The sequence below is a fragment of the Shewanella septentrionalis genome (genome assembly GCF_025370265.1).
Taxonomy (GTDB): domain Bacteria; phylum Pseudomonadota; class Gammaproteobacteria; order Enterobacterales; family Shewanellaceae; genus Shewanella; species Shewanella hafniensis.
On record NZ_JAMTCC010000010.1, the window covers coordinates 1 to 13,930 of the forward strand.

Sequence of the window (13,930 nt, forward strand, 5' to 3'; positions counted from 1 at the left end):
GCATCGGCAACGCTATAACCTTGTTCTAGCACCATCAAGACGGCTTCATCTTTAAATGCCTGCGGATAACTCTTATGTGATTTCTTCAGACTCATATAGACCTCTTAATTTATTGACCATACTGTCTCAAAATTAAGTGTCCGATGGGATTAGACCAGAACATACTGTACTAACTAAGCAATACATCTGAGGTTATTCAATCATTTGTCACAAATACCATTATCTTGCTTGAAATATTGCGCTAGTGTTCCCATATAGCAGTACATGGCATGCTGGTTTATTGAACAACTTAGATGTTGAGATGATAGCGTTTGGAGCTCAAGTCGACGAAATGATGTGAGCACAAAATATCCAAGAGAGATAATCATGGAAAACGATTTGATGCTGGCATCGTGCCACATCCTACTTGCTGGTAGCGTATCAAACACTACTGAAAATGAGCTTATTGATCGAGCTCATACATTTGTTGAGGAGTTTGTTGGCGAAGTGATAAATGCTGGCGGCGGTTTTGTGATTTATGTGGCTGCTGAACCTGTCAATGCCGATAACAAACCACTTTTGTTTGATTGGACGGTGGCTAAAGCTATTGACAAGATGCTCCCTGGCGAGAGTTCTCTGGTTCGCTTAAAGATTGTAGCTTCACATGAGCGTCTCCAGTCCAAGGCTAATCCTGAGCAACGTAGGCTTTTAAACGGGATGATTGCGCGTGGTGTCGCCGAGCTCGTACCTCTTGAAGACGAAGTGCTGACTGGTGGCAATGTTGGCGATGAGCAAATAGAGCACGCCACTGCAATGGTGGCCTTGGGTGGAGGGAAGGGGGTTTTGGACCGCGCTCAAAAAATGGTCAAAAGGTCATTGCCTGTACTTCCACTTGATATACAACTAGGTGCAAATAGTGAAGACGGAGCTGGAGCACTAGGTGTTCTGAAACGTTTTCAATCCAATCCACTTACTTATATGCCGAATAGCGGTAATAAAGTCGTTAAAGTTTTACCTTCTCTGTCTTTGCAAGAGCCCGTGCTTTCGTTGCAAGAAATAAGTAAACGTATAGTCAAAGTCTTTTATGAGGAAGAAAAGGCTAGGATCGAGGCGTTACCCCCTGATGTACTTGTGCTCACCGCTTTAGACGTGGAGTTGGCTGCTGCTAAGCAAGCATTCGGTATCGCGGAAGATGCCGAGCACGTTACAACAAAGAAAGGTTTGCATGTCTGGAAGGCTCCCGTCTCCAAACGTGGCGGTAAGACGGCCAGTTGTGTGGTGGCATGCTTTGCGGGTGCAGGTAATGTGGACGCGGCTTCTGTGACCACTATGCTCTTGGGAGAATTGGAACCAGCTAACGTGATGATGATGGGTATAGCGGCTGGTCTTCGAGATAAATGTGCACTGGGAGAGGTCATCCTCGCAGAGCGAGTCGTCGCCTATGAAGGTGCCGCTTTTATTGAGGGAGGTAAGTCTGAAGCTAGACCAGAAATAACCAGGTTGAACATGCGTGTTCGTCAAGATGTCAGCGCCTATCTTTCTAACCGAACGACTCTCGAATCTCGCCTCTCGGATAGTTACAAGACGCTGGGTATTGAATTCCCCGACCAAGTCGAAGCTGGCCCAGTTGCTCAGGGAGTGATGCCAAAGACAGCTACCGTTGCTAGCGGAGAAAAACTCCTTCGCGACCCGGACAAGTTTCTTGGTATGCGTGAACTCCACGGCAAAATTGAGATCGCTGAAATGGAAGGCGCGGGTCTTTTTGCCGCATGTGAAAATTTCGGCAAGCCTGTACTAATGGTGCGTGGTATTAGCGATTTCGGCGATTCTAAGAAAGACAACAGATTCCACCTTTTGGCTGCGAAAGCGGCCGCAGCGGTAACTGTAGACTACATAACTTATGGTATGTCTCTGCAAGATTAACCTTTTAAATCGTTCGCTTTTTGATGTGTTCAAACATGGAGAAATAATGCCTTTATCAAATACAGAGCTTGAATATTTCGATCACAATGTGTTGCGCCTTAGCAGGAAGAAACGTTCGGAATATCACGCGCAGGTCGATAACCTTGTACTTGAACTGAAAAAGTGTATTACTGACAAAGCAAAGCTAAAAGTCACAAAGGTGGTGAAAGCTGGCTCATTCGCCAAATTTACGATTCTACGTAAAATAGATGGTTATCCAACAGATGTTGATGTTGTTTTCTACATTTCTGGCGTAGATGAGAACAGTAAGTCCTATGAGGAACTGTGCAATAAAATTTACGATTTTCTGATAGAGATCTACCCAACAAAAGAAGTCGAAGATTTCGAAATTCAGCGTCGCGCAGCAAAGGTTACATTTGTTAAAAGCGGCCTTGAAGTAGATGTAGTCCCTGTTTTACAACATAACTCAGCCCCTGAACATGGGTGGCAATTTGACATTCAGAGCGGAGAGAGAAACCTTACTTGTGCGCCTTGTCATATCAAGTTTATACAGGCTCGAAAAGATAAAGATAAACACTTCCGGACATTGGTACGCTTAGCGAAGCGTTGGAAGCACTTTCATGATATTCCAGGACTGAAGTCCTTTCATATTGAACTTATACTGGCTTACCTTGTTGACACCGATGGCCCAGCAGAATCTATAGAGAAGCGCTTCAGAGAGTTCTTGGTTTATATCGCTCGCACCAAGTTAAGTGAACGTATTGATTTCCCAGAAAATGCAGGCAAGCCTCAGACAAGTTTCAGTGATCCGGTTGTGATAATTGACCCTGTGAGCCCAGAAAATAATGTTGCATCTCGTATTTCTAAAGAAGAACAGGAATTGATCGCGAAAGCCGCTGAAGCGGCTTGGGAGAATGCCACCTATGCGTCTGTTGCAAATGATCTGGACGTATGGAAAGAGATTTTCGGCGGCCGTTTTAAGACCAAGGAAGAATAAGGATGAGTACGTATTCAAGTACTAGCACCTATACGGTAGCAGATGTTGAGAAGGTTATGCGTAGCGTCAAGGCAGATTTAATGATGATAGCTGGAGCTACAAAGGCCATGACGGAGGATGATGCTGAAAATTATGCCCATGACATTGAATTATTGGCGAAAAAGGATCATCTGAAATTTGTAGATGTGACTCTAATGAATGGTACCACCGAAGTAAGAGCCGTTCGGTATGAGTTCCAGTCAGAAAATGCCACTGGGACTGAAAGGCCCGGGGGAGTGTTGTGGCCGCTTATATCAAAAGACCATGGGGGATGGATCCGCTTCCATTTGCGTTACAAAGAAACGTCATCATCGGAAAAAAGAAAGGAACTTCCTTTGAGGATATCTTGGATACCCGCAACGACAGATATTAGTCATACTGCACTGACTTCTTCAACAGGTCGTGGTTATAGTAGCAATGGCTTTGGCACAAACAGAGAGGATTTTTCGTGAGCAATCCATCCGTATTCGAAATAAAAGCTAATCTTCCAGTTGCCCAGTTTGATACTCAAGAGAAAAAACTTTTGGGCTTCGAGGAACGCTATCTGCGTGTTAAGAAACGTCTTCAGCTTATTTTACAGGCGAATGAATTGGAACGTTGGAGCCTAATGCATCACAAAAAGAAAATCACGGTAATTGGGTTACTTAGTGATCAGTATCCCCTAGCGATTTTTCATGGAGATGTTGGCACAGGAAAAACGGCAAATGCTGAAGCAATCGCGAATCGCTTGGCACGTGATGCAAAAATTGAAGATGCCATTCTCTTCAAATTGAGCAATAAAGTCAGAGGAACTGGTAAAGTTGGAGAAATGGGAACCTTGATTACCCAAGCTTTCGAAGACATAACTAGATCTATCGGACCGGGTAAGGGACGCGCTTTTCTAATCATTGATGAGGGGGACTCTCTGGGAGCATCTCGAAGCCAGGACCATAGTCATCATGAAGACAAAGTAGGTGTAAACACTCTTATTCAATCCATAGATAGTATGCGTAAACATGGAGGGCGTATTTTTGCTATTCTCTGTACCAACCGCTTAGCTGCTCTTGATGCCGCAGTAATTCGCCGTGCTTCAATAGTTGAAGAATTCACACGCCCTTCCGATGACGAGAGAAATGAGCTTTTTTCAAGAGATTTGAGCGACATGGGTTTCTCTAGAGTCGAAATCAATAAATTGGTTGAAGCAACAGCAGCTACCGGGACTAAGCCAGCTTGGACATACTCTGATATTCGTACGCGTTTATATCCAGCAGCAGTATCTTTAGCTTTCCCTGATTCGCCACTAACTGTGGAGCATTTTTATCAGGCCGCTGCGGAATTAGAACCATCGCCGGTGATGATTGGATGACCCCACAATAAATACTGGAGCAATCAAATGGATAAAAGACGAGAAATTTTTATTTCTGTTGATGTTGAGACAACAGGCCCCATAGTAAGTGAACATAGCATGCTCACGTTAGGTGCTTGTTTTGTGTATCAACCAGAGATCTGTTTTTCTACGATGCTAAAACCAATTAGCGAGAAATCAATTGAAGAAGCTCTAGCTGTTACAGGTCTGACGTTAGAGAAGGCAGAAAAGGACGGACTAACTCCACCTGAAGCTATGAAGCAGTTTTATGATTGGATAGCCGATAACATACCTGAAGGTTGCACCCCTGTATTTGTAGGATTGAATGCCCCGTTTGACTGGGGGTTTGTCAATTACTACTTCTTGAAATACTTTGGGAGCAATCCATTCGGATTTTCAGCACTAGACATCAAAGCTCTCTTCATGGGGGCCACAGGATGTACATGGCATGATACCAAATCCAGTTCTATTGATAAGGTTGTAAATCCACGTCAAAAAGGGAACCACGATGCTCTTGACGATGCGAGATATCAAGCGGAACTATTCCGGTTAATTTACAGATTGTGCCAGAATTCGCAGAAGAACTAAGTCTATATATAGTTATTCTGATGAGGTGAGTTTACTAAGAAATTCTGCCTATCAGATGATGCTACACAGGCAATGAAGAGTGTTTCTTAAATGTTCTCTAAAGCGTTGAAGTTAAAAATTCTGATAATCTTTGAAGGCTAATCTTGCTAGTAAAAATGCTCTTTCTAAGACAATATAAATACAAATAAAGGAAGACGAAATGTCTGAAGATGAAAAGTCTCTAGCAGAAAAATATGCTATAGAACAGGTAAACCATTACAAAGAAAAAGCAAATCATAACAAGTTTGAAAGTATTTGGTGTTTTAAAAGTGCAATGGTGTGCTCGCTCTTATGCCCCCTATTTGTAAGCCTCGGAGAAGGTATCTGGCTATCAAAAGTTATTCCATCCTTATTGTCTGCGTTTGCAGCTTTTTCCACAGCATGGCTCCAATTAAGAAAACCACACGCACTCTGGGCAGTATATCGAACTGCACAACGAAAAATTGAGACTTCCTTAGCTCATTATCAATTTAGGGTGGGAAAATATTCTGGCATGTCGGATTCAATAAAGGAAGCAGATAAACTGCTTATTTCTGAAGTTACCAACTTTGCATCTGAAGCTCACAATACTTGGGCAAAGAATGTACCAGATGCATCAAGTCTCAATAAAACGGTTCTTACTGGTAAAGAGTAAGCTATTTTTAGCTCGGCAATTCTATTCACAACTTGAAACCGTGGCTTGAGTCATCTCGTAGGTCAATATGAAGACGGAGTTTTCCTCCGCTTGATTCAACAATTTGTTTCAACTGGTGTAGGCCATCGACCGTACAGCTATCAATTTGGAAACCTGCATCAGCACCGATACGCTTTAGTAGCTCCATCAGACGAAGCTGAATCAACTGCTTCGAGGCTATCTCTTCGGCGGTGTAAACGACCTCTTGAGACTGCTCTGCAATGATGTCTTCAAGTTTTCTACCCATCTTCTCTGCCTTTGAGGTTAAGCAGGAAAACTTTCACATGTGAAAGTTTTCCTGACCCTGTTTGTTTGGCTAGTTTAGCCAGCAAATGGCAGTAAAACTAGCTCAGGTATACAATCACTTGATTCTCACAATCTGGCTCTGTTTGAGCTCAACTATCTGAAGTTCAAGATCTTCAATACGTGAAAGAGCACTCCTTAGAGCATGACTTAGTTGATGATGTTCTGCGGCCATTGAAGTTAATCTTTGGGTCAATACAGCAACCTTTTCACGATACTGAATTTTTATCTTTCTTTCTTGGTTGCGCTTTTCTCTCAAAATCTCAACGTCGGATTGAACGGCGGCATCAAGCGTAAGGCACTTTAGTTTTTTTACTTCTGATTGAACTCTGAGCTTGAAATCTGGATAGTAATAACAACTGCCATTTCCTAATCCGGCTTCTTCCTCTACAGCTCGAACCGATAATTTACGGTGATCGGGTATTCGTTTGGTTTTTCGTTCGATGATTCGTTGCAAAGCGGCTTCAAGCTTGAGAAGTGTATTTTCTGACTTTTTCATAAATCGATAACCTGCAATGGGTGCTGATACTTTTCAAATTTCAGTCCAAAATCATTCAACACTTTCTCGGCAGCTCGAATCTGTGTAATACAGTGAGCATACTCTGCATGGCTGACATCGGATTGCTGCTTCAGATAGCTACTCAACGCTTGATGTTTCTTTTGCCACCACGACGCTTTTTTATCATCCACGACGCTACCTCCGCCACGGCAATCAACGCAGAATGCGGCATTTATTACCCCATCCATGTCACATTCATAGCCATTTTTACAATAGCTATGTAGGGTGCCATGTAAAGTTAATCGTTTTTCTTTAACCAATCGATACAAGCTATCCCAGTTGCTATAGATCACAGGTTTGTCGTCACGCATGGCGACAATAGCCTTACCAAAGCTTCCCGTTAGCTTCTCATCATTATTGAACCATTTATCAAAGTGCGCCGTTGTTTGTTCAAGTTTTACTTCGTTGAGCAAGTTAATTAGCTCACTGTCTACCTTTATATCCTGTAGGCGGGATTCGATTGCGCCATTCCCATACCATTCGCTCATGCGAACATGGATATGTTTGAATTGCTGCTTAATGGATATAGGGTGGCCCAGTCCATTGCGGATTGCAAAACAGGCAAAAGTGCGTCGAAATTGATGGGTGAGAAAAGGCCAAGGTTCTCCTAACTTAACTTTGTCCTCTATTGCTCCCCCATTTCTTGGATTAAGCTGACGACATTCAGATAATGCTTTTTCATCAACAATTGCACCAATACTTTTCGCGAAGTTTTTCAGCCGATCATTCCATTTAGCACGAGATATGAGAATTGGTAAGTTTTTCCTTTGCGCTTGGCTAAGCCACAAGTTACTGGATGTTTCCATTAGCTTATCTACTTGTCCAGGATCGTTACTATGTGCTGCTAGTTTTACCAATTGTTCACGGGCACATGCGCTCAATGAAATTGCGAGCGATATGGCTTTTTCTACTATAGGGCTGGTGAGCCACTCTTCTTTTTTTCTACCAGCTGCAAGCTTATGTGTTGCCGCTGATACAGAGTGAAATAATTGTCCGTTGATAGTGTAAGTGCGAAAGCTATCCTCATGGAGTTCAAACAGTTCGCTGACCCTCATTCCGCTGAATGCGCCGCAACATATAAAACAAGCGGCTTGAAGATTCGCTCGCCATGTAAATAACCAATTTCCGTCAACATTATGGTTGGGTAGTAAGCCTGTTCCTCTAAGATGTTGCGTGATGATCTCAGATTGAGAACGAGGAGTTGCTTTGTTGATTTCCTCAACGTATTTTTTGCTATTAAGCCTGCCTTCCACATCATAAAGCCACTTCCATCTACCGATGGCTAGCTTATAGTCTACGGCTGCACGGCCAATATCATAGTTTGATTGTAAATCACGTTCGAGTTGGGCGAGTTTTTCTCTATGTGGCCATGCTTTTTCCACGTAGCTGACAGCTTGCCCGTACAATACGTTAACCAATGCTTGTGGTATAGCAAGTGATTGCTTATGTTCTAATTTCTCTTGATCTGCAAGCTTTTTTGCCAACTGTCTATAGTTGATGCTCGGTAATGTTAATTGAAAAGGTAGCCACGGATTCAACCTTTCCACAGCTTGAAGAGCCGTGAAAGCGAGTTCAAGAGTGCGTTTGCTTAATGACTCATTTTGCAAATCTATTTCAAATTTTTGCCAGATATCATGGTTGTTTAATTCACTAAAACTATTGGCTCCGTTATTTTTTAAGCTGACTAACGCTCTTTTTAAACCAATATTAAATCTAGAGGTTAAAGTGGACAATTTGCATTTTTTCCCAAAGCAATGCCCTTGCTCGTATAGCCAGCCATAGGCTATAAGTTTTGCTTCAAGAAGCAAGTTAGGCGAGTCAACTAAATAAGAGAAATCAAATTCTCTTTGGTTTTTATCACTGCCTTTATCCGAGGCATATGGGCTACAATCCCAGCGATTTTGGCCGAAGTGTGCTCTTAATATTTGATGTTGATCTATGCATACAGGTACTTGGTTCAATTTGTCCCAGTTACGCTCTCTGACTAATTGTTCCACATCTTGGGTGTAAAGGTTGAGTGAACTAGGTGCTTCAATTGGCAAGTGTAATAGTGGTTTCATTTCGTCCTCAGCTCATACTCATACTATCTACATCTATCCATAAAGGATGACGACCTTCATCTGCTAATTTTCTTTTAGCTTGCTGTACAATTTTGGGGCTTAATTGTTTTAAGCGGAGGTCAATCTTTGCTAAGGCTTCGCCAAAATTTTTCTGATAATGAGCATTATCTATATGCAGGCATGCCGATTCTTCAATGCATTCGCGAAAACTAAGAGCACACCATAAATCAGTTACCGATTCGACAAGCACTTGATGTTCGCAGCTCCAACATTTGATTAAATCGGCACATGCTAGATTTTCACTTTCAGTTATGAGCCCATGTGCTCGTGCTCTTGATGTAAACTTCTCAGCCATTGCTCCCATCGGCTCTTTGCAATAACTGCCGTTAGCGCTACGAGTGGGAGGAGATGCTCGTCGGATGTATGCTTCATAGGCAAGTACTTCCACTTTTTGTGCTTCTCTAACCTTTTGTTTCGCTGACTCTACACTTTGTCTATCACGCACGATCTGTTCTAAAGTTTGGCTTGTATCTCGGTTCATCAAATCGTTTTCATACTTGTTTCCACTTGAGTATGCATGAGCAACCGTCTGGGGAGTGTTATCAAGAAGAATTGCAGCTTCCAGTGTACCTTTTAGTGCCAAAGTTAAATGACTGCCTGTGGCGCGGAAGCGTCTTGGTACAGGCCATAGTATTTCTCCTTGTTCATCGGTCATCGGAAAGTACCTAGCTAACCATTTAGCTTTGAAGTTATTAAGCAGACATCCGCTCATCATCTGAACTTTTCTTTTTCTGTAGCTGTAAGCTGGTAACAGCAAACCATCAGGTTTAGGATCGACTAGTTTTGAGACGGTCATTAATTGGTCAAAAAATTGGGTTGCATACTTAGGAATTTCTAGCTTGTTATGATCCCCTAGCTCTACAGTGATAGTTTTAAATGCTCTACGTTTAAATGCTGGCATTTGATACCAATTGCTTGATATGGCATGTGTGCTAGTTTGTGGGCGTCTTAAGCTATATAAGACGGTACTGTTACTCCACGTGTAATAACTTAGGAGAAATGTTGCGACATAAAAAATTTTTGATGCACCACCGGCTACTGGATAATCTTTCCCCTTCCAAGAAAAAACCATTGTATGAGCGTTAGAACTAGCTTGAATATGAAACTCAGGATCGATAATGAATTGCTGATACAACTGCTTAAAAATACTTCTTAGCAACGGAAGCAATTGCTTTAAGTCAGCGTCACTATAGCCGCGTGTTGGCTCTGTTTGCGTGCGTCCTGACCGGACCCCTTGTGGATAAATGTGTCGCACGGGAAGATCTAGCCACTGGTATAAAGATGATAAATCACCCCGTAGCTTGCTTTCTGTACTATCTTTGATCTCCCCAAGCCGCTGACGGATGGAGTTATGTTCTAATTCTTTAACAAATGCCATTTCAGATAGCGGTTGAAGCGGTGGAGTTTGCACATCACAAAACGCAAAATGTCTTCTAGCTGCGGTGAATGCATTACCTTTGGTTGCTGGTGAAGCATCTTCCCTGCTCGTAATTGTGATAAACAGTTTCTGTGCTATATCATCCCGGTCTAATAGCTGAACATTTCCCAGCTTTATTTCATGTGTTTTAGGAACCCCGCGATACCTGAATCGATTAAAGTCCAAGAGTGTGTGTGCGTTTGCTCCGTTTCGTATGGGAATACAAAGATGTTCAACCCAGGGAGCTATTAATTTCAATGTCTTGCTCATTAGCGTCCTCTAATGCTTGATGCATAATGCTGTCTAGTACAGATATCTTCTCTTTTAATGCTTCTTTTCTTTTGAGGTACTGCAAGTACTTCCATGTTGTGGATTCATTCTTATGTCCCATCCACCCCATCAGTAAGCTCAGTGCATTCGCAGGCTCAAAACCTGCTTCGAGTAGGCTATGTAGTCGGTAGGTTGCATAGCTACATCTAAGATCATGAAATTTATGCTCAAATTGTATTCCTGACTTAATTATTGAGCGGCGAACTTCTCCAAAGCGAGAGCCTATCGTGTTTGGGTCGTATGGATTACCTTGTTGGCTAATAAATAAGGGTTCGTATCGCTGGGCTGTGGTCAGGGCGTCGAGTTTTTCCTTTGAGACATGAACATCGTGGGATTTTTTTATGTCATGGATGCCTTTGTGGAACTCAATTTTGCTAAGAAGTTTGTCAAGTCGGCGCATTCGCCGCTCACTTATGGCATAAGTTTTCAAGTCTGATAAAAGGCGACTTGTTATCTCAATAGTTCGAGTTTTATTGTATTTTGTAGGTACACCATTACCTGGTCCTATTGTTAACTCGAAATGAGTTATAGAACCTGAGCGTTGAACCGATTGCTCTAGTGCGGCCAAAGTCAATCCTGACGCTTCTTGGATACGTAAGCCGGATTGAGCTGCGAGTAAACAGATCAGCCTAAATTCGCAAGGCACATTACGTAAATGTAGAGCCAAATGAGTGAGTGAAATTTGAGTTAAGGGCTTTAGCCCCCGAATATTCTTACTGGTTGCATCCCTCGGCGTTCTGATGCGCAAGTCTGTAGTTTGGACCAGAAATTTAGGCATCATATGAGCCAGCATGTCGCTTCTCTGTATTCTTACAAATTCGATTTCGAAAGGTTTGTGTTTCTCGCTGATGTGGTAATAACGTTCATGTGCTGCCCATAAATAAAACTGGACAACATGTGTCATATACGTGTTGGCAGTTGAGTATGCGAGCTCACCAGCTTTAACACTCTTGAGAAGTTTGTCATTCCTATATCGATATGTAGGCTTTAAACCCTTTGCTAAGGGGAAGGCGTCCCAGGTTAACTTTTCTGATTCAAGAAAATTCCAATAATGCAAAAGCGCTCGTGCGTAGGAACTTAGATTTTCAAGTCGTTTGCTCGCTTTAAGATGAATGAACCAGTGATTTACTGGTGCAACATATCCCCAGTTTTGGTCATAAATAGTAGGCAATGACCCTAGATTTCGGCCATACAGAAACTCTATAGGGTCCGTTTCAGTGATGATTTCACCACCAATATGCACGTCGTCTGATTTGATCAAGTAAGCCACGGGATGAACTTTGTAATAACTGTTGGTTCATCCAGTATCTGCTACTGCTATCGAGATCCTAAGGCCTGTAATGTACCAATTTGGGCAGTTTGAGTGCTTTCATTGAATGGTAAAAGTTGCTAGCACTTTCACATGTGAAAGTTTTTGGGGATATTCGTAGGAAAGAGATATAGGTTCACACTAGCAGTGGACATCCTATCTTAGCCTGGCCACAGCTGAGTACTAAAGTATCATTCTAGCCGTAGCTCAGGTTTGGACATAAATGAGTCGGCGGATTTGCTTGATTAGAGTTTGAATGATTACTTTCTATATAGCAAAACTCCTAACCTCGTGCCAAATTCACTCATCCTGTACATTATTGGCCTTAATAAACCCAGTCGGATCTGTGCCAGCCATCGGATTATTGGTATGAATACGGGTTAGCAGTCTAGCTGCTCTCGGGGAACAGCAAGAAGGGAGCGGCACTCAGGAAACGTCTAACGTTAAAATCGTAGTTCCGACCGTTCATATGGAAACAGCGGATTTACGATCCTTAAATTAAGCTACTGGAAAAAATCCATATCGACCAATATCCTTGTTCTTAGAAAAGTGGTAGTAAGTCATTTTTGGTTTCAAAGCCTCATCTGGCTCTTGGTTCTCAAATACGATTATTTGCTTATCATTGAACGAATCGCAAAGATCAATGTAGAAAGCAAAAATCATATCTTTTTTTAATTGAACCTCATCATCATTCTCATCATTGTCACCCGCTCGATAAGTGGTCAAAGGAGAATCCAGAATTACAAATTTTGGATGACGTTCAAACTTAGACAAGTATTCCATAAAGCCTAGTGAAAAAGCTGCATAAGAAATTGCTCGGTATCCTTTACCAAAATGGGATCTTGGCTTGCCACCAATTACCAAATCCCTAGTTTTCATATCAAAAGTAACGTCTTCATGTCCGGGAAATGACCAACGCTGTAAGATTGCGCTAATGTTCTTACACAAGGCGGTTAACTCAGCACTAAAATCAGGAAAAACATATTTTTCAGTTCTGTCTTCAAGCTGAACACGCAATTCTCCTATTTCTTTTAATAAGCTTTCACGAGAGTCTACTATGGCTCTTTGTTTCAAAAATTCATTCTTTTTACTATTTAATAGTCGAATAGCTACATTATAGTCCTTAAACTTCGAAGATATATTCCCTTCTATGATTTCCGATATCTCTTTAACTGCTATTTCTTTTTGAATTATCTCATTTTCAAGTGCTTGATACTCTTGCTTTAGATCCTCAATTGAATCAGTTAACCCTTTAACTCGATATCTATTTTTATTGATTTCCGCCTCGGTGCTTTGCACCAATTGCTTTAGCTCTTCTACATCTTTTTCTTGTTCAAACTCATGTCCGCAAGTAGGGCAATTAGCTAACTCGTATAGCTCAATAAAAGAAGCCGCTTCAGCTCCTGCCTCTAACCTTTCTAAATCTGAATTATATTTCTCAATTAAAAGGCTGAATCTCCCCTGTAGTAAAAGGTTCTCTTTTTCTGCTTCACGTAACTTACTTAGCTCACCCCTAAATTTATTTCTTTTAGAATCAAGTTCACTACTGGCTTCAACCAGAGCGGTTAGTTCGTTTTGAGCCTTAGATAGAGATTCCTCTAACTCATTCAATTCTGAGTCTAACTTTTCTGTTGTGGACTTTACTTCTTCATGGTTAGAAAATTTCTTGGCAACATACTCTTCCAAAGCTTTAACACGCGATTCTACAGCTCCTTCTGTATCTTGTTGTTGTTTCAAATCTTTAACCACTGAATCATCTGCACCAGTAAGCAAAGTTTTAAGTAATGACGTTTCTTGAGTATACTCTCGCTGGCCTTCACCCAGAGGTGATGATTCGGTAATCATCCGTCCTTCATCGACTAAGAATAATTTACTCAGTACGCGCAAAGTCAAAGAAGAGGTTTTTAAACTCTGTACACCGTTTACTAATACTTTTCCGTTTAAGCCCAGTTTTCCGAGAATATGTGCCGATAGGTTATTTTTTCCTTTGTGGCTTGGGTTTAAAACAATAGTTTCTGATTCTGTACCATCTGGCTCAAGTTCAATTAGAGTAACTTGAGGTCTGGTAGCTGATATCTCCCTTCGAAGAATAAAGCTTTCTTTTTCATCAACTTTAATTTCTGCTTCAACTGTATTGTAGCCTTTAGCTTCGTCAATATTTTTAGGAGGCTCTTCACCACCAAAAATATATTGAAAACATTTAATGACATATGACTTACCAGTATCAGATGCACCAGCGACAACATTGAGTCCTTTATCAAAGCAAAGTTCAGCCTTCGGCTTGCCTTTTCCTATCACGGATATTCTTT

General features: G+C 41.7%; 12 protein-coding genes. 6 read left to right on the forward strand and 6 right to left on the reverse strand.

Annotated elements, in window-relative coordinates; translation table 11 throughout:
- The first annotated feature begins 366 nt into the window (after positions 1-366).
- The 6 genes from NE536_RS07290 to NE536_RS07315 all read left to right on the forward strand — a co-directional run bounded on the left by NE536_RS07290 (position 367) and on the right by NE536_RS07315 (position 5,544).
- Positions 367-1,902 carry a phosphorylase family protein gene (locus tag NE536_RS07290; protein WP_261272284.1) on the forward strand — a complete coding sequence of 512 codons (1,536 nt, stop codon included), beginning with the start codon at positions 367-369 and terminating at the stop codon, positions 1,900-1,902.
- A 46-nt stretch (positions 1,903-1,948) separates the two neighbouring features.
- The gene (locus NE536_RS07295) at positions 1,949-2,899 is read left to right on the forward strand and encodes a CBASS oligonucleotide cyclase (protein ID WP_261272285.1); all 951 of its coding nucleotides are present in this window, start codon (positions 1,949-1,951) and stop codon (positions 2,897-2,899) included.
- 2 nt (positions 2,900-2,901) lie between these two features.
- On the forward strand, positions 2,902-3,390 hold the full coding sequence (locus tag NE536_RS07300) for an HORMA-1 domain-containing protein (protein WP_261272286.1): 489 nt from the start codon (positions 2,902-2,904) through the stop codon (positions 3,388-3,390).
- On the forward strand, positions 3,387-4,283 hold the full coding sequence (locus NE536_RS07305; protein WP_261272287.1) for an AAA family ATPase: 897 nt from the start codon (positions 3,387-3,389) through the stop codon (positions 4,281-4,283). Before NE536_RS07300 ends, NE536_RS07305 begins: the two co-directional genes overlap by 4 nt.
- Before the next feature lie 27 nt (positions 4,284-4,310).
- Positions 4,311-4,871 (forward strand): 3'-5' exonuclease, encoded by a 561-nt coding sequence (locus NE536_RS07310; protein WP_261272288.1) that lies wholly within the window; start codon positions 4,311-4,313, stop codon positions 4,869-4,871.
- 199 nt (positions 4,872-5,070) lie between these two features.
- A complete protein-coding gene (locus tag NE536_RS07315) occupies positions 5,071-5,544 on the forward strand; it encodes a DUF4231 domain-containing protein (RefSeq protein ID WP_261272289.1) in 474 nt (157 codons plus the stop codon).
- A 25-nt stretch (positions 5,545-5,569) separates the two neighbouring features.
- Here the strand turns inward: NE536_RS07315 and NE536_RS07320 are convergent, their stop codons facing one another.
- From NE536_RS07320 to NE536_RS07345, 6 genes are all read right to left on the reverse strand, one after another.
- On the reverse strand, positions 5,570-5,830 hold the full coding sequence (locus NE536_RS07320) for a hypothetical protein (RefSeq protein WP_261272290.1): 261 nt from the start codon (positions 5,828-5,830) through the stop codon (positions 5,570-5,572).
- A gap of 114 nt (positions 5,831-5,944) precedes the next feature.
- A complete protein-coding gene (locus tag NE536_RS07325) occupies positions 5,945-6,385 on the reverse strand; it encodes a hypothetical protein (RefSeq protein ID WP_095470215.1) in 441 nt (146 codons plus the stop codon).
- Positions 6,382-8,505 carry a hypothetical protein gene (locus tag NE536_RS07330; RefSeq protein WP_261272291.1) on the reverse strand — a complete coding sequence of 708 codons (2,124 nt, stop codon included), beginning with the start codon at positions 8,503-8,505 and terminating at the stop codon, positions 6,382-6,384. Before NE536_RS07330 ends, NE536_RS07325 begins: the two co-directional genes overlap by 4 nt.
- Before the next feature lie 7 nt (positions 8,506-8,512).
- Positions 8,513-10,252, reverse strand: a complete 1,740-nt coding sequence (locus tag NE536_RS07335) for a hypothetical protein (protein ID WP_142736675.1) — start codon at positions 10,250-10,252, stop codon at positions 8,513-8,515.
- Positions 10,215-11,582, reverse strand: coding sequence for a site-specific integrase (locus tag NE536_RS07340; protein WP_142736676.1), 1,368 nt, complete (start codon positions 11,580-11,582; stop codon positions 10,215-10,217). Before NE536_RS07340 ends, NE536_RS07335 begins: the two co-directional genes overlap by 38 nt.
- 537 nt (positions 11,583-12,119) lie before the next feature.
- A complete protein-coding gene (locus tag NE536_RS07345; protein ID WP_261272292.1) occupies positions 12,120-13,919 on the reverse strand; it encodes an SMC family protein in 1,800 nt (599 codons plus the stop codon).
- Positions 13,920-13,930 lie beyond the last annotated feature (11 nt).

Excerpts from the sequence above, each read along its gene's own strand:
- NE536_RS07300 (WP_261272286.1), top strand. The coding sequence starts at position 2,902 with ATGAGTACGTATTCAAGTACTAGCACCTATACGGTAGCAGATGTTGAG.
- NE536_RS07295 (WP_261272285.1), top strand. The coding sequence starts at position 1,949 with ATGCCTTTATCAAATACAGAGCTTGAATATTTCGATCACAATGTGTTG.
- NE536_RS07315 (WP_261272289.1), top strand. The coding sequence starts at position 5,071 with ATGTCTGAAGATGAAAAGTCTCTAGCAGAAAAATATGCTATAGAACAG.
- NE536_RS07290 (WP_261272284.1), top strand. The coding sequence starts at position 367 with ATGGAAAACGATTTGATGCTGGCATCGTGCCACATCCTACTTGCTGGT.
- NE536_RS07325 (WP_095470215.1), bottom strand. The coding sequence starts at position 6,385 with ATGAAAAAGTCAGAAAATACACTTCTCAAGCTTGAAGCCGCTTTGCAA.
- NE536_RS07330 (WP_261272291.1), bottom strand. The coding sequence starts at position 8,505 with ATGAAACCACTATTACACTTGCCAATTGAAGCACCTAGTTCACTCAAC.
- NE536_RS07320 (WP_261272290.1), bottom strand. The coding sequence starts at position 5,830 with ATGGGTAGAAAACTTGAAGACATCATTGCAGAGCAGTCTCAAGAGGTC.
- NE536_RS07335 (WP_142736675.1), bottom strand. The coding sequence starts at position 10,252 with ATGAGCAAGACATTGAAATTAATAGCTCCCTGGGTTGAACATCTTTGT.
- NE536_RS07310 (WP_261272288.1), top strand. The coding sequence starts at position 4,311 with ATGGATAAAAGACGAGAAATTTTTATTTCTGTTGATGTTGAGACAACA.